The organism is Nocardioides solisilvae (genome assembly GCF_003194625.1).
GTDB classification, from domain to species: Bacteria; Actinomycetota; Actinomycetes; order Propionibacteriales; family Nocardioidaceae; genus Nocardioides; species Nocardioides solisilvae.
Genome location: NZ_QHKX01000002.1, coordinates 618,597 through 638,990, shown reverse-complemented (window position 1 = coordinate 638,990; position 20,394 = coordinate 618,597). Strand labels below are relative to the sequence as shown.

Annotated in this window: 21 protein-coding genes; all 21 read left to right on the top strand. The window is 73.3% G+C overall.

Annotated elements, in window-relative coordinates:
- Nucleotides 1–136 precede the first annotated feature (136 nt).
- The 21 genes from DNK53_RS09080 to DNK53_RS08980 all read left to right on the top strand — a co-directional run bounded on the left by DNK53_RS09080 (nt 137) and on the right by DNK53_RS08980 (nt 20,389).
- Entirely contained in the window at nt 137–3,205 is a 3,069-nt protein-coding gene (locus DNK53_RS09080; protein ID WP_162599849.1) for a PKD domain-containing protein, read from the top strand.
- Between the two features lie 30 nt (nt 3,206–3,235).
- A complete protein-coding gene (locus DNK53_RS09075; RefSeq protein ID WP_162599848.1) occupies nt 3,236–4,048 on the top strand; it encodes a hypothetical protein in 813 nt (270 codons plus the stop codon).
- Between the two features lie 53 nt (nt 4,049–4,101).
- Nucleotides 4,102–4,764, top strand: a complete 663-nt coding sequence (locus tag DNK53_RS09070; protein WP_162599847.1) for a helix-turn-helix transcriptional regulator — start codon at nt 4,102–4,104, stop codon at nt 4,762–4,764.
- Between the two features lie 42 nt (nt 4,765–4,806).
- A complete protein-coding gene (gene map / locus DNK53_RS09065) occupies nt 4,807–5,577 on the top strand; it encodes a type I methionyl aminopeptidase (protein WP_110181948.1) in 771 nt (256 codons plus the stop codon).
- Between the two features lie 301 nt (nt 5,578–5,878).
- Nucleotides 5,879–7,195, top strand: a complete 1,317-nt coding sequence (locus DNK53_RS09060; RefSeq protein ID WP_239456442.1) for a TadA family conjugal transfer-associated ATPase — start codon at nt 5,879–5,881, stop codon at nt 7,193–7,195.
- Nucleotides 7,195–8,055 carry a type II secretion system F family protein gene (locus DNK53_RS09055; protein ID WP_110181947.1) on the top strand — a complete coding sequence of 287 codons (861 nt, stop codon included), beginning with the start codon at nt 7,195–7,197 and terminating at the stop codon, nt 8,053–8,055. Before DNK53_RS09060 ends, DNK53_RS09055 begins: the two co-directional genes overlap by 1 nt.
- Nucleotides 8,052–8,993, top strand: a complete 942-nt coding sequence (locus DNK53_RS09050; RefSeq protein ID WP_110181946.1) for a type II secretion system F family protein — start codon at nt 8,052–8,054, stop codon at nt 8,991–8,993. Before DNK53_RS09055 ends, DNK53_RS09050 begins: the two co-directional genes overlap by 4 nt.
- Before the next feature lie 29 nt (nt 8,994–9,022).
- Nucleotides 9,023–9,253: a hypothetical protein gene (locus tag DNK53_RS09045; RefSeq protein ID WP_110181945.1), complete on the top strand. Its 231-nt coding sequence runs from the start codon at nt 9,023–9,025 to the stop codon at nt 9,251–9,253.
- 101 nt (nt 9,254–9,354) lie between these two features.
- Complete coding sequence (locus tag DNK53_RS09040) at nt 9,355–9,753, top strand: TadE/TadG family type IV pilus assembly protein (RefSeq protein WP_239456441.1); 399 nt, start codon at nt 9,355–9,357, stop codon at nt 9,751–9,753.
- Entirely contained in the window at nt 9,750–10,223 is a 474-nt protein-coding gene (locus DNK53_RS09035; RefSeq protein WP_110181943.1) for a TadE/TadG family type IV pilus assembly protein, read from the top strand. The genes DNK53_RS09040 and DNK53_RS09035 overlap by 4 nt, the downstream gene beginning before the upstream one ends.
- Before the next feature lie 80 nt (nt 10,224–10,303).
- Complete coding sequence (locus tag DNK53_RS09030; RefSeq protein WP_239456440.1) at nt 10,304–10,861, top strand: pilus assembly protein TadG-related protein; 558 nt, start codon at nt 10,304–10,306, stop codon at nt 10,859–10,861.
- Between the two features lie 38 nt (nt 10,862–10,899).
- Nucleotides 10,900–11,706 carry an isocitrate lyase/PEP mutase family protein gene (locus DNK53_RS09025; RefSeq protein WP_110181941.1) on the top strand — a complete coding sequence of 269 codons (807 nt, stop codon included), beginning with the start codon at nt 10,900–10,902 and terminating at the stop codon, nt 11,704–11,706.
- Nucleotides 11,707–11,769: 63 nt separating this feature from the next.
- A complete protein-coding gene (locus DNK53_RS09020) occupies nt 11,770–12,864 on the top strand; it encodes a Gfo/Idh/MocA family protein (protein ID WP_110181940.1) in 1,095 nt (364 codons plus the stop codon).
- A gap of 108 nt (nt 12,865–12,972) precedes the next feature.
- The gene (locus tag DNK53_RS09015) at nt 12,973–13,545 is read left to right on the top strand and encodes a CAP domain-containing protein (RefSeq protein ID WP_110181939.1); all 573 of its coding nucleotides are present in this window, start codon (nt 12,973–12,975) and stop codon (nt 13,543–13,545) included.
- Nucleotides 13,546–13,717: 172 nt separating this feature from the next.
- Nucleotides 13,718–14,569 carry a hypothetical protein gene (locus tag DNK53_RS09010; RefSeq protein WP_110181938.1) on the top strand — a complete coding sequence of 284 codons (852 nt, stop codon included), beginning with the start codon at nt 13,718–13,720 and terminating at the stop codon, nt 14,567–14,569.
- A 150-nt stretch (nt 14,570–14,719) separates the two neighbouring features.
- Nucleotides 14,720–15,838 (top strand): peptide chain release factor 2, encoded by a 1,119-nt coding sequence (gene prfB / locus DNK53_RS09005; protein ID WP_110181937.1) that lies wholly within the window; start codon nt 14,720–14,722, stop codon nt 15,836–15,838.
- Nucleotides 15,839–15,889: 51 nt separating this feature from the next.
- Nucleotides 15,890–16,579 (top strand): cell division ATP-binding protein FtsE, encoded by a 690-nt coding sequence (gene ftsE / locus DNK53_RS09000; protein WP_110181936.1) that lies wholly within the window; start codon nt 15,890–15,892, stop codon nt 16,577–16,579.
- Nucleotides 16,580–16,627: 48 nt separating this feature from the next.
- Complete coding sequence (ftsX, locus tag DNK53_RS08995; RefSeq protein WP_110181935.1) at nt 16,628–17,539, top strand: permease-like cell division protein FtsX; 912 nt, start codon at nt 16,628–16,630, stop codon at nt 17,537–17,539.
- Between the two features lie 54 nt (nt 17,540–17,593).
- Complete coding sequence (locus DNK53_RS08990; protein WP_110181934.1) at nt 17,594–18,931, top strand: M23 family metallopeptidase; 1,338 nt, start codon at nt 17,594–17,596, stop codon at nt 18,929–18,931.
- A gap of 72 nt (nt 18,932–19,003) precedes the next feature.
- Nucleotides 19,004–19,483 (top strand): SsrA-binding protein SmpB, encoded by a 480-nt coding sequence (gene smpB / locus DNK53_RS08985; protein ID WP_110181933.1) that lies wholly within the window; start codon nt 19,004–19,006, stop codon nt 19,481–19,483.
- A gap of 3 nt (nt 19,484–19,486) precedes the next feature.
- Nucleotides 19,487–20,389, top strand: a complete 903-nt coding sequence (locus DNK53_RS08980) for an amidohydrolase family protein (RefSeq protein WP_110181932.1) — start codon at nt 19,487–19,489, stop codon at nt 20,387–20,389.
- The last annotated feature ends 5 nt before the right edge of the window (nt 20,390–20,394 follow it).

The window sequence follows — 20,394 nt, the reverse complement described above, 5'->3', positions numbered from 1 at the left end:
CCTTGGCCAAGATTCCCCTTGGTGGCCGACTCGGGACCGGCCCGTGGCGCCGCGACCTCCTGTCGCGGCGGCCGCGTCGCGACCTCGGTGTCGTGGCGTCCTGGCGCAGGTGTTCGAGGAAATGGTGGGACGGTCGATGAGCAGCAGGTTCAAGCGCGCGCTGGCGCTGGTGGCGGTCGTCAGCACCGCCGCCCTGGGCGGTCAGCTCCCCGCGACGGGGGTCGTCCAGCCGGGCGGCCAGCTCGTCGGCGAGGTCGCGGCGTCGCGCACCCCGCACGTCCTGGACGGCATGGTCTACTCGGCCGTCGAGACCGCGGGCCGGGTCGTCCTGGGCGGCGACTTCAGCAAGGCCCGCAACGACGGCACCAGCACCGAGCTCCCCCGCAACAACCTGCTCGCCTTCGACCCCGTCACCGGCGCGATCAGCACGACCTTCCTGCCGCAGCCCAACGGCGTGGTCCGCGTGGTCCTGCCGGCCGCCGACGGCGAGTCGGTCTACGTGGGTGGCAAGTTCAGCAGCATCGGCGGCAAGGCCCGCAAGAACCTCGCCCTGGTGCGGGTCTCCGACGGCGCCGTCCTCCCCTTCGACGCCGGCAACATCTCGGGCCAGGTCCGCGACCTGCGGCTGGCGGGCGGCCGGCTGTGGGTGGCCGGCCAGTTCACCCACGTCCAGGGCCACGACCAGGCCGCGCTCGCGACCGTCGACCCGCGCAGCGGCGCGTTCCTGCCCCACATGCGTCGCAAGATCGCCGGCATCCACAACTCCGGCACCACCAACGTCCTCAAGATCGACGTGACGCCCGCCGGCGACCGGCTGGTCGCGGTCGGCAACTTCGACACCCTGGACGGCGTGGTCCGCCACCAGCTCCTGCAGCTCGACATCAGCGGCGAGGAGGCGCGGGAGACCCCGTTCAACACGCGGTTCTTCACGGCCAGCTGCTGGTCCGTCTTCGACACCTACATGCGCGACGTCGACTACTCGCCCGACGGCTCCTTCTTCGTGGTCACCACCACCGGCGGGTACGGCGGCGCCGACGCGCCCTGCGACTCGGTCTCCCGGTTCGAGACCTACGCCAGCGGCGCCACCGTCCAGCCCTCCTGGCTGACGCAGACCGGCGGCGACACCCTGTACGCCGTCGAGGTGACCGACTCGGTCGTCTACATCGGGGGCCACTTCCGCTGGCTCAACAACTCCTTCGGCAACAACCGGGTCGCGGCGGGCGCCGTCGAGCGCCAGGGCGTGGCGGCCGTGGACCCCGACAACGGCCTGCCCTACACCTGGAACCCGGGCAAGGACCGCGGGATCGGCGTCTTCGACTTCCTGGTCGGCAGCAACGGGCTGTGGATCGCCTCCGACACCGAGCGGATCGGCGACGGCCAGCTCAAGCAGCGGATCGCCCGGATGCCGCTCGACGGCGTGACCTTCCCGGCCGTGCGCTCGGCCCAGCTGCCCAACGACGTCTACACCGTCGGCAGTACCACCACGACCGCGCGCAGCCTGCGGGGCGTCACGGTCGGCGCCGCCCGCAGCGTCTCGGGGCTCACCGCCAGCTCGGTCAAGGGCGCCTTCATGGTCAACGGGTGGCTCTACGTCGCCCAGTCCGACGGCACCTTCGTGCGCCGCACCTTCGACGGCACCCGGTTCGGCCCCGCGGAGCGGGTCAACACCAGCGACCTGCTGGCCACCGACACCGCCTGGCGCGACGACATGCGCTACGCCACCGGGATGTTCTACGACAACGGCCGGATCTACTTCACCCGGTCGGGCACCAACGAGCTGCGCTACCGCTACTTCACCCCGCAGAGCGGCGTGGTCGGCGCGCGCCGGATGGTCGCCTCCGGCAACGTCAACGGCATCAGCTTCTCGGGCGTCCGCGGGATGTTCCTCGCCGACGGGCGGCTCTACTGGGCCGACAGCCAGGGCACGCTGCGCAGCATCGCCTGGGCCGAGAAGGGCCCCTCCGGCGGCCCCGTCGCCAACACCGCGACGGTCGTCTCGGGGCCCAACCAGGACCGCGTCAGCTGGGTCGCGCGCGACATGTTCCTCTTCCAGGACGCGCAGGGCCGCGGCGCGGCGATGGAGCCGCAGGCGTCCTTCGACGTCCGCTGCACCAGCCTCACCTGCGACTTCGACGGCACCACGTCGATCGCGCCGGGCGGCGACGTCGCGTCGTACGCGTGGGACTTCGGCGACGGCGCCACCGCCACCGGGCCCAGGCCCAGCCGCACCTACGCGAGCAACGGGCGGCGCACCGTGCGGCTGACGGTCACCGACGACCGGGGCCAGACCTCCACCACCACCCGTGAGGTCTCGGTGACCCGGGTCAACCAGGCGCCGACCGCGTCGTTCACGGCCAGCTGCCAGGGCACCACCTGCGCCTTCGACGCCTCGGCGTCGGACGACTCCGACGGCCCGCTCGCCTCCTACGCGTGGGACTTCGGGGACGGCACGACCGGCACGGGCGTCAGGGCCACCAAGACGTACCCCGCCGAGGGCACGCGCCGGGTCACGCTCACGGTGACCGACGGCGACGGCGTGCGGGCCAGCACCAGCCAGGACGTCGCCGCGACCCTGGCGCGGGTGGTCTTCGGCGCCGCGGCGTCGAGCAACAGCAACGCCGCCGCCCACCGGGTGACGCTGCCCGGCGGCGTGGCGGGGGGAGACCTGCTCGTCCTGCACCTGGGGCTCAACAGCGAGGTCGCGATCAGCGACCCGGCCGGCTGGACCCGCCTGGCCGACGTCGCCAACGGCGGCGTCGCCGGCCGCTCGTGGTGGCGGTACGCCGCCGACGGCGACGCCGGCACCAACGTGCGGGTCGACCTCGGGGCGACCGCCAAGGGCGACCTGTCGGTCGCGGCCTACCGGGGGACGGGCGGCCTGCGGGCCTACGTCGCCGACCACGCCGCGAAGGTGCACACCTCGCGCAGCACGTCGTTCCGGTCGCCGCTGGTGACGGTGCCGCAGGACGGTGGCTGGCTCGGCACCTACTGGGCGCTGAAGTCGCCCGACGAGGCGTCGTGGGCCACGCTCGCGGGGCAGACCGCGCGGTCCACCTCCTCGGGGATCGGCAGCGGTCGGATCACCGCCACGGTCTCCGACTCCGCGGGCTCCGTCTCGCCGGGTCCGGCCGGCGACCTCGTCGGCACCACGACCGTCGAGGTGCCGCGTGCGATCGTCTTCTCGACGGCGATCGGCCTGCGATGACGGACGAGGACTAGTGGTGGAGGGGTGAGGATGGCATCCGCATCGGGGCGGTTGTCCGGGACGGCGGGGGTCGTCGCGGCGTCGGTGCTGCTCGCCGGCTGCGGCGGCGCCACGCAGGCCACCGAGCGCACGACGAGCCTCCCCTCGCCCCGGGGCCAGCTGGTCCTGGAGTTCGACGAGGGGCTGAGCGCCGAGGGCGACCCCATGGCGCGGGTGCAGAGCTCGGGGACCGCGACCCTGCGGGTCAGCGTGAGCACCGCCCACGGCGGCACGCTGGACCGCGTCGCCGGCCGGTCGGGGTACGCCGTCCGCACGCCCGCCTTCAGCGCCACGGGTCGGACGCCGGCCGCGGTGCTGGTCGTCAAGGCCCGCGGCGCCGACCAGCTGAGCCCGGGGGAGCGGCCCTTCCGCTGGGGCGTCGACGTGCTGCTCGACGCCGAGCAGGGGACGACCGCCGCCGACAACGGCGACAACGTCCTGCAGCGCGGGCTCTTCGACGACCGGGCGCAGGTCAAGCTGCAGCTCGACGGCGACGTGCCGTCGTGCCGGGTGCGGGGCGACGTCGGCGAGGCCATGGTCACGGCCGACCGCCCGGTGGAGCGGGAGACGTGGCACCGGCTGGCGTGCCAGCTCCGCCACGGGGAGCTCACCCTGCTCGTGGGGCAGCCCGGCCTGCCGCACCCCGAGGAGTGGAGCGTGCCCGCAGACGTGGGCGCGATCGAGTTCCGCCGCTCCGAGCCGATCGCGATCGGCGGCAAGGTCGACCGTCGCGGCAGGATCCAGCCGAAGGACACCGACCAGTTCAACGGCCTGGTCGACAACGTCTTCATGGACATCTCGTGACGCCCCCGCCCCCGCCGCCTCCGCCGCCGCCTCCGCCGCCCAGCCCGCCGCGGGTGGTCGTGGTCGCCGAGGGCCACCTCGTCGGCGAGGCCATCGAGGTCGCCCTGAGCGCGCGGGACTTCGAGATCGTCCGGATGGCCAGCCCCCGCTCGCGCCAGGAGCTGATGGAGGCGCGGCGCGAGATCAGCCGGGTCCGGGCCGGGGTCGGGCTGGTCGTGGCCGAGATCGACGACCTCGCGCAGTGGCGCGACACCCTCGCGCTGATCGAGTCGATCCAGATGCGGTGGCTGGTGGTGACCGGGTCGAGGAACCCGGCGCGCTGGGGCGCCCTCGTGGCGGCCGGCTGCCAGGGCATCGTCCCGATGTCGGCGGGCCTCGACGTGCTGACCCGCACCCTGTGGGCCGTGGCCCGCGGCGGCCTGGGGATGCCCAAGGCGACCCGCGAGGAGGTGCTGGGGGAGTGGGAGCGGCTCGGCTCGTCCCGCCGCTCGCTGATCCTGCGGATCTCCGCCCTCTCGCCGCGCGAGTGGGCGGTGCTGGAGATGCTCAAGGAGGGCCTGTCGATCAAGGCGATCGCCGAGGCCGGCGGCGTCAGTGAGGGGACCGTCCGCAGCCAGGTCCGCGCGATCCGGCAGAAGCTCAACGTGAAGTCGCAGCTGGCCGCCGTCGCGGCCTACCAGCAGGCCACCGAGCTCAACTACTCCAAGACGGGGTGAGCGGACCGGGGGCGGACGCTGGGCGCGGCTAGGGTTGGCCGGGTGATCGAGATCCTCAACCCCGCCCGCGTCGCGCTGGGCCGCGAGACCGGCGCCCTGGTCGCCGACATCCTGCGCACGGTCCGGGACCGGTGCACGGCCGGCACCAACCTGCTCGAGGTCGACGAGTGGGCCAGGGCGATGATCGTGGAGGCCGGGGCGGTCTCCTGCTACGTCGACTACGCGCCGTCGTTCGGCAGCGGACCGTTCGGCCACTACATCTGCACCTCGGTCAACGACGCCGTGCTGCACGGGCTGCCGCACGACTACGCGCTGGCCGACGGCGACCTGCTCTCCCTCGACCTGGCCGTCTCCCTCGACGGGGTGGTGGCCGACTCGGCGCTCAGCTTCGTGGTCGGCGGCCAGCCGACGGCCGAGGACGTCGCGATGATCGACGCCACCGAGCGGGCGCTGGCCGCGGGCATCGCCGCCGCCGGGCCGGGGGCGAAGGTCGGGGACCTCTCCCACGCGATCGGGACCGTGCTCAAGGGAGCCGGCTACGCGGTCAACACGCAGTTCGGCGGCCACGGCGTCGGCTCGACGATGCACCAGGACCCGCACGTCTCCAACGACGGCCGCCCGGGCCGCGGCTTCACCCTGCGCCCCGGCCTGCTGCTGGCCCTGGAGCCGTGGGTGATGGCCGACACCGACGAGCTCGTCACCGACGAGGACGGCTGGACGCTCAAGAGCGCCACCGGCTGCCGCACCGCCCACACCGAGCACACCATCGCCATCACCGACGACGGGGCCGAGATCCTCACCCTGCCGCGGTAGTCCGGCCCGCGCTCGGGACCCTGGGGTCCCGCAGGGACCGTTGGTCCTATGCCCGCTGGGGTACGCCGACGACCCGTGCGTACGCCATCGTGGGTAACTTCCCGGCGCCGGCGCCGAGTTCTCCACAGTGCGGCGGGACGGCCCGATCCGCGACGCTCCGCTCCACTAGCGTCGTCCGCGTCATCGGGGCGAGCTCGGGGGGAGAGCCATGACTGCGTACGCGTCTGCGTCCACGACGTCGACCGCGTCGGACGTCGTGCCGGGCAACGGTCCAGGACCACGGGCCGGCCGGGTCGCCCCGATGACCACGTCGCCGATGACCACGCCGACCGCGGGAGCCGCTGGGGGCGGGCGAGCTGCGGGAGCCGCCTCGCGCCCCGAGGTGGTGGAGGCGCTGGACGAACGGCTGCGCCAGCTGGTGCGGCGCGAGGGGATCGACCCGCAGCGCGACACCGCGCGGGTCCGTCGGCTCGCCGAGGAGCTGGTCGCCGACCACGACGAACGGTCCCTGACCGGCGCCGTGGCTCCGGTCGCCGACCCGACCGCGCTGGTCGGCGAGCTGGTGGCGCGGGTGGCGGGGTTCGGGGCGCTGCAGCCCCTGCTCGACGACCCCACCGTGGAGGAGATCTGGATCAACGACCCGAGCCGGGTCTTCGTGGCCCGGCACGGCCGGCACGAGCTCACCACCCTGGTGCTCACCGAGGCCCAGGTCACCGAGCTCGTCGAGCGGATGCTCAAGACCAGCGGACGACGGGTCGACCTGAGCCAGCCCTTCGTCGACGCGATGCTGCCCGAGGGCCACCGGCTGCACGTGGTCCTCCAGGGCATCAGCCGGGGCTTCACCGCGGTCAACATCCGCAAGTTCCGGCTCCAGGCCGCGCGGCTCTCCGACCTGGTCCAGCTCGACAGCCTCACGCCCGCCGCGGCCTCCTTCCTGGAGGCGTCGGTGCGCGCAGGCCTCAACATCCTCGTCGCCGGAGCCACCCAGGCGGGCAAGACGACGATGCTCAACTGCCTCGCGGCAGCGATCCCCGGCGGGGAGCGCGTGGTCAGCGCCGAGGAGGTCTTCGAGCTCAAGTTCCCGCACCCCGACTGGGTGCCCATGCAGACCCGGCAGGCGGGTCTCGAGGGGACGGGGGAGATCCGGCTGCGCGACCTGGTCAAGGAGTCGCTGCGGATGCGGCCCTCGCGGGTGATCGTGGGGGAGGTGCGGGCCGAGGAGTGCCTCGACCTGCTGCTGGCGCTCAACTCGGGCCTGCCCGGGATGTGCACCCTGCACGCCAACAGCGCCCGCGAGGCGCTCGTGAAGATGTGCACCCTGCCGTTGCTCGCGGGGGAGAACATCTCGGCCCGCTTCGTGGTGCCGACGGTGGCGAGCTCGGTCGACCTCGTCGTCCACCTCGGGATCGACGCGGGCGGCACGCGCCGGGTCAACGAGATCGTGGCCGTGCCGGGGCGGGTCGAGGAGGACGTGATCGAGATCGAGCCGATCTTCGAGCGCACCACCGGACCCCGGGGGCCGTCGCTGCGCTGGACGGGCGGGGTGCCGCACCGGCCCGAGCGCTTCCAGCGGATCGGCGTCGACGTCCACCAGCTCCTCCACGCGGGGAGCGACTGATGGGAGCCCTCGTCGGGCTCGGGTTCGGCACGGGCGCCCTCCTGGTCTGGTCGGCGTTCTTCCTGCCGCGTGCTCCCCGGACGTCCGCACCCGCCCCGGGACGCGGCCGGCTGCAGGAGCGGCTCGCCCGGGCCGGGATGGGCGACGTCGCGCCCGCCAGCCTCCTCGCGCTCTGCGCCGTGCTGGGGCTGACCGCGCTGGCGCTGGTGCAGGTGGTGGCAGGCGCGTTCCCGGTGGCGCTCGCCTTCGGGCTGATCGCCGCCTACCTTCCCGTGGCGGTCCTGGCGGGCCGGGCCCGGCAGCGGCAGCGCGAGTTCGCCGAGGTCTGGCCCGAGGCCGTCGACAACCTGGCGTCGGCGGTCCGGGCGGGCCTCTCGTTGCCCGACGCGCTGTCCGGCCTCGCGACGAGCGGCCCTGTGGCCCTGCGCCACGACTTCGGCCAGTTCGCCCTCGACTACCAGGTCACCGGCCGCTTCGGCGAGGCGCTGGACCGGCTCAAGGACCGCCTGGCTGACCCGGTCGGGGACCGCATGGTCGAGGGGTTGCGGATCGCCCGCGAGGTCGGCGGGGGCGACCTCGGGCGGCTGCTCCGCAACCTCTCGGCCTACCTGCGCGAGGAGGCGCGGACCCGCTCGGAGCTGGAGGCGCGCCAGGCCTGGACCGTCAACGGTGCCCGGCTGGCCGTCGCGGCGCCGTGGGTGGTCCTCCTGCTCATGGCCTTCCAGACCGAGCTGATCGCCCGGTACTCCTCGCCCACCGGGTCGCTGGTCCTCGGCGTGGGCGCGGGCCTCTGCTTCGGCGCCTACTGGATGATGCTGCGGATCGGTCGCCTCCCCGTCGAACAGCGGATCCTGTCGTGAGCCCGGCGCTGCTCGGCGCCTCGCTCGGCCTCCTCGGCAGCCTGGGGCTGCTCCTGGTCGCCACGCGGGTCGCGACGATCCGCCGCACCCAGGTCGGCGTCCGGGTCCTGCCCTATGTGCGGGACCTGCCTCAGGTGGGGCGCACGCCGCAGCTGTCGGTCGTCTCGGCCTCCCCGATCAGCACCGCCGGTCGGCTCTTCGGTCCGGGACTGCGCTCGGCTGCCGACCTGGTGGAGAAGGTGCTGGGCGGCGCGGCCTCGGTCGAGCGTCGCCTCGAGCGGGCCGACCTGGACCGCACCGTCCACGAGTTCCGCGTGGAGCAGGTGGTCTGGGGGCTGGTCGGGTTCGCCGGCGCGGCCGCCTGGCAGCTGCTCGGCGCCGCACGCGGCGGGAGCACGGTCCTGGGGTCCCTCGCGCTCTGCCTGATCGCCTTCGCCGCCGGTATCGTCCTGCGCGACCAGCGGCTCAGCGCCCGCGTCACCGAGCGCGAGCGGGAGATCGTGGCGGAGTTCCCGGTCGTGGCCGAGCTGCTCGCCCTCGCGGTCGCCTCGGGCGAGAGCCCCGTGGCCGCGCTCGACCGCGTGGTACGCCGCAGCCACGGCGCGCTCTCCTCCGACCTGGCCAAGGTGCTCGCCGAGATCCGGACGGGGGAGCCCGTCGGCCAGGCGTTCGACAACCTCTCCCGCCGGACCGGCCTCGCGCTCGTGGCCCGGTTCGCCCAGGGCGTCGCCGTCGCCGTCGACCGCGGCACCCCGCTCGCCGACGTGCTGCACGCACAGGCCGCCGACGTCCGGGAGGCGGGGCGGCGGGCGCTCATCGAGAGCGCCGCCCGACGCGAGGTGCTGATGCTCGTCCCCGTCGTCTTCCTCGTCCTCCCCGTGACGATCCTCTTCGCCTTCTACCCCGGCGTCATCGGCCTCCGGCTGACCGCCCCCTGACTCGCACACACCCACCAGAGGAGACCCAGATGAACCGCACCAGCCCCCGCACCAGCCACAGGACCAGCCACCGCACCGGCCACGTCGCCGCGCACGTGACGGCCCACCTCACGGGCCGGCACGACGACGAGCGCGGGGACGTCCCCGGCTGGGTGCTGGTCACCGTGATGTCGGCCGGGATCGTCGCGGTCCTCCTCGGTGTCGCCAAGGAGGAGCTGTCGGACATCCTCACCACGGCGCTGCGCAGCGTCACGCCCTGACCGTGAGGGGCGCCCCGCCTCACGGACGGGTCCGGCACCGGGTGCTCCCGGTCCGCGCCGGGGCCTGCTGCGCAGCCCGTTCCGAGCGCGGGTCGGCGGTCGTGGACTTCGTGCTGGTCCTCGTCCTGCTGGTGCCGGTGGTCCTCGGCATCCTGCAGGTCGCGCTGGTGCTCCACGTGCGCAACACGGTCGCGTCCGCGATGGCCGAGGGCGCACGGTTCGCAGCGACCTGGGAGGCCACCCCCGAGGACGGCCTGCTCAAGGCGCGGGAGCAGTACGCCGAGGCGCTCTCGCCCGACCTCGTCGACACGCCCCGGGTGGAGCTGGTCGAGATCGAGGGCCTGCCGGCCTACCGGATGTCGGCTCTGGTCCGTGTGCCGGCCCTGGGCCTGGGCGGACCGGCGGTGACCTTCGAGGTGAGCGGCAACGCGGTCATCGAGCCCGACCCGCGTGGTCCGGCCCTTGGCCGGGCGCCCGCGACCGGAGGGGAGGGGTCGTGACCCGCGGGCAGGGCGAGCGCAGGCGGGAGAAGCACAGGCGGGACGAGCGCGGCAACGCCCTCGTGGAGTTCGTGTGGCTGGGGATCCTGCTGCTGGTCCCGCTGGTCTGGATCGTGGTGTCGGTCTTCGAGGTCCAGCGCGGCGCCTTCGCGGTCAGTGCGGCCGCTCGGGCGGCGGGGCGCGCCTACGCCGTCTCTCCCGACGAGGAGACAGCCCTGCGCCGGGCCCGGGCCGTCGCCCAGCAGACCCTCGACGACCAGGGCTCGGCGGGGATGCGCGCGGAGGTCACCGTCCGGTGCAGCAACGGGCCCGGACGCTGCCTCGAGGGCACGTCCGTCATCACCGTCGAGGTCGTCTCGGGGGTCGACCTGCCGGCGGTCCCCGACCTGCTCACGACGGAGCAGTCCCGGTTCCGGCTCGAGGCCAGCCACACCGTGCCGGTGGGGCAGTACGTGCAGGCGGGCGGCTGATGGGGCGGCGGGTGGGATGGCTGGTGGCGTCGCGTCAGGCAGGGCGGGACCCTGGTCGCGCGAGCGACCAGCGGGGCCAGGTGTCCCTGCTGATCGTCGGCTTCGCGGCTGTCCTGCTCCTGGCGGTCGCGGTCGTGGTGGACGCGTCGGCGGCCTACCTGCAACGGCAGGGGCTCGACACGCTGGCCGACGGTGCCGCGCTGCAGGGGGCCGACCTCGGTTCGGTCGGGGCCTACCAGCAGGGGGTCCCCGACGAGCGGCTGCTCCAGGAGACCAGCGCGGTGCACGCGGCGGTGGGGGAGTACCTCGACCGGGTCGGGGCCCGCGCCCGCTACCCGGGTCTGTCCCACGCCGTGCACGTCGACACCGACGCCGGCCTGGTCCGGGTGCGGCTCACCGCTCCCCTCGACCTCCCGCTCGCCGTCCCGTGGCTGACCGAACCGCCGCTCGTCAGTGCCAGCGGCGCCGCGGCGGTGACGGTCCAGCGCCGGGTGACGCCGGACCCGTCGGTGGCCGCGGGCGGGTGGGCGCACGCGGCGGGTCGAAGCGGGTGGGCGCCCGGGTGGTCGGGCCCATTCGCGGTATGGACCCGGTCGCGCCCCGGGTGCTCCACTGGTGGGTGGGTCCCGACCGGGTGAGTGGGCCGGGCCGGACGACACAGCAGGGACGGTGATCGATGACCGACGACGCGGTCCGCGAGTTCCACCGCCTGCACGCCGCGGGGTGCTTCGTGATGCCGAACCCCTGGGACGTCGGCAGCGCCCGCGCCCTGGAACGGATGGGCTTCCGGGCCCTCGCCACCACCAGCGCGGGCCTTGCCTGGACCCTCGGCAAGCCCGACGGCACGCTGACGCTCGAGGAGGCGCTCGCGCACCTGGCCGCGATCGCCGCGGCCGTGCGGGTGCCGGTCAACGCCGACCTCGAGGGCGGCTACGCGGTCGACCCGGAGCAGGTCGCAGCCCACGTGACCCGTGCCGTGGGCACCGGCATCGCCGGGCTCTCGATCGAGGACGCTTCCCACGACCCCGACCATCCGCTCCTCGACCTCGACCTGTCGGTGGCGCGGATCGCCGCCGCCCGACGCGCGATCGACGAGAGCGGGACCGGGGTGCTGCTCACCGGCCGCGCGGAGGGGTTCGTCGTCGGGCGGCCCGACATCGACGAGACCGTCCGCCGGCTCCAGGCCTACGCCGAGGCCGGGGCCGACTGCCTCTACGCCCCGCGGATCAGCAGCCTCGACCACGTCTCCACCCTGGTGGCCGCCGTGGCCCCCAAGCCGCTCAACCTGCTGGTCAACGCGCCGTTCACCACCGTGCAGGAGGCGGCCGGGCTCGGCGTGCGCCGGATCAGCGTGGGCGGCACGCTGGCCCGCACGGCCTGGCGGAGCTTCCTGCGGACCGCCCAGCAGATCGCGGACGGCGACTTCACCTCGTTCGCCGACCTCCCCGACGTCGACGGCCTGCTGGGTGACCCCCGCGGCTGACGGCGGCCGACGGCGGCTGACAGGCTGGCGGCGACGGCCGGGGTGACGCCGTACCGTGTCGCCATGACAGGCGCTCAGACGGGCACGGGGACAGGCGCGAGCACGGGCACGGACGGGCCCCGGCTGCGCTGGGCGATCCTGGGGGCAGGCGGCATCTCGCGGCGCTTCGCGCGCGACCTCCTGCTCGACGGGGGCCGTGTGCAGGCGGTCGGCTCCCGCGACCTCGCCACCGCCCAGCGGTTTGTCGCCGAGCTCGTCGCGGAGCAGGAGGCTGACGGGCTGGACAACGGGCTGGACAACGGGCTGGACGCACCGACCGCCCACGCCGGCTACGAGGCGCTCGTCGCCGACCCTCACGTGGACGCCGTCTACGTCGGCACCCCGCACTCCTTCCACCACGAGCACGCGCTGCTGGCGCTGCGCGCCGGCAAGCACGTGCTGGTCGAGAAGCCGTTCACGATCAGCGCGGCCCAGGCCCGCGCCGTCGTGGCGGAGGCGGAGGCGCGCGGCCTCGTCGCCCTCGAGGCGATGTGGACCCGGTTCCTGCCGCACATGGCCCGGCTCCGCGAGCTCGTCGCCGACGGCACCCTCGGCGAGGTCACCACGGTGATCGCCGACCACAGCCAGCGGCTCCCCGACGACCCGGCCCACCGGCTGCAGGACCCCGCGCTGGGCGGCGGCGCGCTGCTCGACCTGGGCGTCTACCCGGTCTCCTTCGCCCACGACCTCCTCGGCGTCCCCGAGACGATCGACGCGCGGTCGACGCCCACCCCGACCGGGGTGGACCGGCAGACCTCGGTGCTGCTCGGGTACGCCGACGGCCGGCAGGCCGTCCTGCACACCGCCCTCGACGTGGCCGGCCGCAACGACGCCGTCGTCCTCGGGACGCGGGCCCGGGTCGAGCTCGCCCCCACCTGGTACAACCCGACCACCCTGCGGGTCGTGGCCTCCGACGGCACGCTGCTGGAGGAGTACGACGGCCTCGCCACCGGCCGCGCGGGCGGCCGGGGGATGCAGCACCAGGCCCGCGAGCTCGAGCGGCTGGTGCGCGAGGGGTCGACCGCCTCGCCGCTGCTCCCGCCCGAGGCGACGGTCGCGGTGATGGAGACCCTCGACGAGGTGCGCAGACTGATCGGCCTGGCCTACCCGGGGGAATGACCGGGCTACCGTGGGCCGGGACGTCCTGCTGCCGCGCCCGTCCCGCACCCGTGCCACACCCGTCAGACCCCAGTCCTCGCCGTCCTCGTACCGCCCCGGAGCCTCCGCATGTCCCCTCTCGGACCCGCCACCCGCGCCCTGCTCGCCTCCGTCGCCGTCACGGCCTCCCTGCTCGTCCCGGGGGGAGCCGTCGCGCAGCCCGTCGCCTCCGACGGGGCGCGCGGTGCCCTGGTCGGGCAGACGGCCGGGTTGTCTGCCGGGCCGTCCGTCGAGCCGGCGGGGGACACCGTACGGGCCCGGCGGGTGCCGCGCGCGGCGGTGCGCTACGAGAAGCAGGCGCTGCGCGCCACCGACGCCGAGCGCTCGGCGCGCGACCTCCGGCGCCTGCGCAGCCACCGCTGCCTGGTCCGCGCCGCCCGCGCCCAGGCGCAGGCGATGGCGGCGAGCGGCACGATCTACCACCAGCCGCTCGGCCCGGTGATGAGCCGCTGCGGGATGCGGATGGTCGGCGAGAACGTCGCGGTCGGCTTCACCAGCGGCCGCGCCGTGGTCGGGGGCTGGATGGACTCCCCGGGTCACCGCGACAACCTCCTGCGCCGCAGCTACCGGCTCGTCGGGATCGGGGCGGTCAAGGGCGGCGACGGCCGCTGGTACTCCGCGCAGGTGCTCGGTCGCAGCTGACGGCCGCAGCTGACGGCGGCTGGGCGCGGCGGCTGGTCACGGCGGCTGGGCACGGCGGATCGACGAGCTGTCCCGACTTACTTCGAATTGGTCACAACAAAGTGGGGTCCGGTGCCGTCACACTGACGAGCCTGCAGGTTGAGACGCCTGCAACCGAACAGGGAGAACCTCCATGAACCGCACCATCCTCAGCGCCGCCGCCACCGCCGCCCTCGCGTCCATGACGCTCGTGGCCGCCCCCGTGGCGAGCGGCGCGTCCGCCCCCACGTCCGACACGTCCGTCAGCTCGGTCGTGACCTCCACTGCCGGTGACCTCGCCGCCCGCAAGGCCAAGCCGAAGAAGAAGGCGACCGTGCGGGTCTCGGTCGACCAGGAGGTCGCCGTGGTCGGCGAGGACACCCTCTGGTTCAACGGCCGCACCTGGCCCAAGGTCAAGGGTCAGCGCGTCATCCTCCAGCAGCGACTCGAGGGCAACACCCGCTGGTCGACGTCGGGCAAGGCCAAGGTCCGTGCCAACGGCCGGTTCGTGCTCAAGGACGAGCCGAGCGCCCCCGGCACCCGCTACTACCGGATCCGCAAGAGCCCCGGCAAGGGCGTCAAGCTGGCCTTCAGCGACGAGATGAAGGTCGTCGTCTACCGCTGGGACGCCCTGACGTCCCGTGCCTACGGCCCCAAGGTGAACGTCGACCCGGCCTACGTGGCGATCGGCGCCCGCTCCTTCCCCAACAGCCTCGCGACCAAGGCCGCGGGTGAGGGCACCATCGAGTACACGTTGGGCGGCCGGTGCACCAAGCTCCGGGCGACCTACGCGCTGACGGACAACAGCGCCACCGGCGCCACCGGCACGGCCAAGCTCGAGGCGGACGGCGCCACCAAGGTGTTCGAGAACCTCACGGTCGGCGCCATCAAGGAGCACACTAGCGACATCACCGGGGCGTTCCGGGTGCTCTTCCGCTTCAACGCGTCGGAGAACCCCGCCGCCCAGGTCGCCGCGGGCGACGTGCAGGTGCTCTGCACCAAGTAGCACCCCACGAGGCAACACATCAGGCAGCACATCAGGCAGCACATCAGGCAACACCCCGTGACGGACGCCGCCGGTGACCGGGTCGGGACCCCCTGGGAGACGACAGAGGGGTTTCGACACGGCACCGGCCGCGCCGTAGGGTGGCACCTTGTGGCAGGCCCCGACATCGACGCACAGATCAAGCAGCTCCAGGCGACCATGCGGACCATCGAGCAGGTGCTCGACGTCGACGCGATGAAGGTCGAGATCGCCGACCTGGGCGAGCAGGTGGCGGCCCCCGACCTGTGGGACGACCAGGAGAACGCCACGCGCGTGACCGGTCGCCTCTCCACGCTGCAGGGCGAGCTCGACAAGTTCACCGAGCTGAACGGCCGCATCGACGACCTCGAGATCATGGTCGAGCTGGCCCAGGAGGAGGGCGACGCCGAGGCGCTCGCCGACGCCGAGGCCGAGCTCGGGCGGATCAAGAAGTCCGTCGAGTCGCTCGAGATCCGCACCCTCCTCAACGGGGAGTACGACGCCCGCGAGGCGCTCGTCAGCATCCGCGCCGGCGCGGGTGGCGTGGACGCCGCCGACTTCGCCGAGATGCTGATGCGGATGTACACGCGCTGGGCCGAGCAGCACAAGTACCCCGTCGAGGTCTTCGAGACCTCCTACGCCGAGGAGGCGGGCCTGAAGTCCGCCACCTTCGCGATCCACGCCCCCTACGCCTACGGCACCCTCTCCGTCGAGGCCGGCACCCACCGCCTCGTGCGGATCAGCCCCTTCGACAACCAGGGTCGCCGCCAGACGTCGTTCGCCGCCGTGGAGGTGGTGCCGGTGCTGGAGCAGACCGACGACATCGAGATCCCCGACGAGGAGATCCGCGTCGACGTCTATCGCTCGGGCGGCCCCGGCGGCCAGTCGGTCAACACCACCGACTCCGCGGTCCGGCTGACGCACATCCCCACCGGGACGGTCGTCTCCTGCCAGAACGAGAAGTCGCAGCTGCAGAACAAGGCCTCCGCGATGGTCGTGCTCAAGGCCAAGCTGCTGGCGCTCAAGAAGGCCGAGGAGAAGGCGCACCTCGACGAGATGCGCGGCGACGTGCAGGCCAGCTGGGGCGACCAGATGCGCAACTACGTGCTCAACCCCTACCAGATCGTCAAGGACCTGCGGACCGGCCACGAGGTCGGCAACCCCAGCGCCGTCTTCGACGGCGACCTGGACGGCTTCCTCGAGGCCGGGATTCGGTGGCGCCGCGGCGCCGACAGGGCCGACGAGAACTGAGTCGCCGGACGTCCCGCACCGGGCTGGTGCGCTCGCGTACCCTCGGGTCACGTGATTCGATTCGAGAAGGTCACCAAGTCCTACCCGGGACATGCCCACCCGGGCCTCGACCAGGTGTCGGTCGACATCGAGAAGGGCGAGTTCGTCTTCCTCGTCGGCTCGTCGGGCTCCGGCAAGACGACGTTCCTGCGCCTGGTGCTGAGGGAGTACAAGGCGACCTCCGGTCGGGTCTACGTGGCGGGCAAGGAGATCAACCGCCTGGCCAGCTGGAAGGTGCCGCGGCTGCGCCGCGACATCGGCACCGTCTTCCAGGACTTCCGCCTGCTCCCCAACAAGACGGTGAGCGAGAACGTGGCGTTCGCGCTCCAGGTGATCGGCCGCTCGCGGTCCGACATCAAGAAGCTGGTCCCCGAGACCCTCGAGCTGGTCGGCCTGGACGGCAAGGGCGACCGCATGCCCGACGAGCTCTCCGGCGGTGAGCAGCAACGGGTCGCGGTCGCGCGGGCCTTCGTCAACCGGCCGATGATCCTCATCGCCGACGAGCCCACCGGCAACCTCGACCCGACCACCTCGGTCGGCATCATGAAGCTGCTGGACCGGATCAACCGCACGGGCACCACGGTCGTGATGGCGACCCACGACGCCGGCATCGTCGACCAGATGCGCAAGCGGGTGATCGAGCTGGAGCACGGCAAGGTGATCCGTGACCAGTCCCAGGGCGTCTACGGCGCCCAGGCCTGACGGCGCCTCCGGCGCCGACGCGGACAACCAGAGAGGCAACACACCCCCATGCAGCTGCGTTACGTCTTCTCCGAGCTCGGCCAGGGGCTTCGGCGCAACCTGTCGATGCACCTGGCGGTCATCCTCACGCTCTTCGTGTCGCTGACCCTCGTGGGCCTCGGCGTCCTGCTCAACCAGCAGGCCAACAAGGCGGCGGACCACTGGGGCAGCCAGCTCCAGATCACGGTCTGGCTCTGCAAGGCGGAGGACAGCTCGGCCGCGTGCACCGGCGAGGTCACCGACGCGCAGCGGGACGCCATCGTCGCCGTCGTGGAGGAGAACCCCGAGGTCGCTGGCTATCACCTGGAGACCAAGGAGGAGGCCTTCGAGAAGGTCAAGGAGCTGGTCGGTCCCGAGCGGTTCGAGGGACCCAACCCCGCCGCGACCGCCGACGACATGCCGGAGTCGGTCTGGATCGAGCTGAAGGACGCCGAGCAGTTCGAGGGGATCACCTCGGCGGTGCGAGGCCTCGACGGCGTCTCCGGGATCCGGGACATGCGCGAGACCCTCAAGCCGATCTACGGGTCGATCAACGCCCTCAAGTGGGGCGCGCTCGGGACCGCGGCCTTCCTCGTGCTGGCGGCGCTGCTGCTCGTCGGCAACACGATCCGGCTCGCGGCGTTCGCCCGCCGCAAGGAGATCGGCATCATGCGGTTGGTGGGCGCCTCGACCCTCTACATCGCGCTGCCCTTCCTCCTCGAGGCGCTGGTGACCGCGCTCGTCGGCGTCGTGCTGGCCGCGGGGGCGCTGGGGGCGTTCATGTACTTCGGCATCCACGAGCGCACGGCCGACGACCTGAAGTTCATGCCGTGGATCGGGACGGGGGAGTACTGGACCGCCGTCGGGGCGATCGCGCTCCTGGGCCCGGTGCTCACCCTCCTGCCGACACTCGTGCTGACGCGCAAATACCTCAAAGTCTGATCCCGCTCGGTTACGGTCGTCGCGTTCACTTCCCCGAACGTCGAAGGCTTCACGGTGCGTCACTTCCCCCGTACCACGCGCGGCTCCAGGCTGCTCGCGGGCGCCCTCAGCGGCACGCTCGCCCTGGGCGTCCTCGCCGTCGGCACGGCTGCCGTTCCGCACGTCACCACCGCCGCGGTGGCGGCCTCGCCCTTCGCCCAGGGCGACGCCGACGACCTCAAGAAGAAGAAGCGCACCGTCGAGCGGCGCATCGAGCAGGCCGAGACCGACCTGCACGCCTCGAGCACCCGCATGCAGCGCGCCGCCTCCGCGCTCGCCTCGGCGCGGGAGCAGCTGGGGGTCGCGCAGGTGACCCTGGCCGCCGCCGAGGCCAAGGTGGCGACCGCCGAGGAGCGCGACGCCCGGATGCAGGTCGAGCTGGACGCCGCGACCGCCGAGCTCGAGGCGGCCCAGGCCGAGCTCGCCGCCGGGCAGGCCCAGCGCGCCACCCAGCGCGGCCAGGTGGCGGCCACGATCGCCGACATGTACCAGCAGGGTGACCCCGAGCTGCTCGCGTTCGCGTCCCTGCTCGACGCCCGCACCCCGGCCGACCTGACCCGCCAGACCGAGATGCGCGACGCCATCGTCGACCGTGAGGCGCGGGTCTACCAGGAGCTGCAGGCCTCGGAGGTCCTGCTCGAGGTGCACGAGGCGCGGGTCGCCGAGGCGAAGGCGCAGGTGGAGGTCAAGCGGCAGGCCGCCGCCGACCACCTCGTCGAGATGCAGGGCTACCGGGCCGAGGCCCTGGCGGCCAAGGAGGCGGTCGCCGCGCTGGTGGGCGAGCGTCGTACGGCGCAGGTCGAGGCGGCGGCCGCCCGTCGCGCCGACCAGGCCGAGCTGGCCAAGCTCGAGGCGGAGGAGAAGGCCCTCGCCGACAAGCTGCGCCGCCTCGCCCTCGAGGCGCTGCGGGCGCAGCGCGCCAGGGCCCGGGCCCAGGCCGGCCCGCCGGGGAACAGCGGCGGCTTCCTCGACGCCCCGGTCGGGGGCGTGCTGTCGTCGCCCTTCGGCTTCCGCACCCACCCGATCTACGGCTACTGGGGCCTGCACGACGGCCAGGACTGGGCCGCCGACTGCGGCACCCCCCTCTACGCCGGCGCCAACGGCCGCGTCGTGTCGTCGTACACCTCGGCGGTCTACGGACGTCGACTGGTGCTCGACCACGGCGTGGTCGCCGGGCGGGGCCTCGCGACCGTCTACAACCACGCGTCGAGCTACACCGTGGGCCCGGGCGCCTCGGTGCAGCGCGGACAGGTCATCGGGTACGTCGGCGACACGGGCTGGTCGACCGGCTGCCACCTGCACTTCACCGTGATGGCGAACGGGCGCGCCGTCGACCCCCGCGGCTGGCTCTGACCCCGACGCCCGGCGGGCCGCCGTCCGCGCCCCCCGTGAATCGGCTTGCGGACGGTTGAGAGGATGACGCCCATGGCCAGGGAGCAGGGCACCAAGACGATCGCGCAGAACCGGAAGGCGCGGCACGACTACCACATCGAGGACACGTGGGAGGCCGGCATCGTGCTGGTCGGCACCGAGGTGAAGTCGCTGCGCCAGGGTCGCGCCTCGCTGGTCGACGGGTTCGCCGAGGTCCACGACGGCGAGGTCTGGCTGCACCAGGTGCACATCCCGGAGTACAGCCAGGGCACCTGGACGAACCACTCCGCACGACGCAAGCGCAAGCTTCTCCTCAACCGCGCCGAGATCAGCAAGATCGAGCGGAAGGTGTCGGACTCGGGCTACACGCTCGTGCCCCTGCAGCTCTACTTCAAGGACGGGCGGGCCAAGGTCGAGATCGCCCTGGCGAAGGGCAAGAAGTCGTACGACAAGCGGCACAGCCTGGCGGAGCGGCAGGCCAACCGGGAGAAGGAGCAGGCCGTCCAGCGCCGGCTCAAGGGCTTCAAGGACTGACGGGTGGTCGACCTCGCGCAGGACGCCGCCGACGTGCGCGCCTGGACCCAGCGGCTCGGGCTGCCCGGGCTCTTCGACGTGCACACCCACTTCCTGCCGCCGCGGGTGATGGAGAAGGTGCGCGCCCAGTTCGACAGCGCCGGCCCGCTCATCGGGCGGCCCTGGCCGCTGCGCTACCGGGACACCGACGAGGCGCTCGCGGAGGTGCTGCGCTCCTTCGGGCTGCGACACTTCTCCGCGCTGCCCTACGCGCACAAGCCCGACATGGCCGAGTTCCTCAACGACTGGGCGCAGGGGTTCGCGGAGCGGACGCCCGAGGCCCTGCACTGCGGGACGTTCTTCCCCGAGCCGGGGGTGGCCGACTACGTGCGCCGGCGCCTCGATGGCGGGCTGCAGCTCTTCAAGGTCCACGTCCAGGTCGGGGCGTTCCACGTCACCGACCCGCTGCTCGACGAGACGTGGGGCGTGGTCGCCGAGGCCGGGACGCCGGTGGTGCTGCACGCGGGCAGCGGGCCGATCCCCACGGAGTTCACCGGACCGGGGCCGGTGGCCGAGCTCCTCCGTCGCCACCCGCGCCTGCGGCTGGTGATGGCGCACATGGGGGCTCCCGAGTACCGCGAGTTCATGTCGCTGGCCGAGACCTACGAGCACGTCCGGCTCGACACCACCATGGCCTTCACCGACTTCTTCGACGAGATGGGCGGGCCGTTTCCCGAGGACCTGCTGCCGCGACTCGTCGACCTCCGGGAGAAGGTCCTGCTGGGGTCGGACTTCCCCAACATCCCCTACCCCTACGTCCACCAGCTCGAGTCGCTCGAGCGGCTGGCGGAGCGGCATCCTGGCCTCGACGACGCGTGGCTGCGCGCCGTCTGCTGGGAGAACGGACGCGCGCTCTTCGCGCGCTGAGGCGT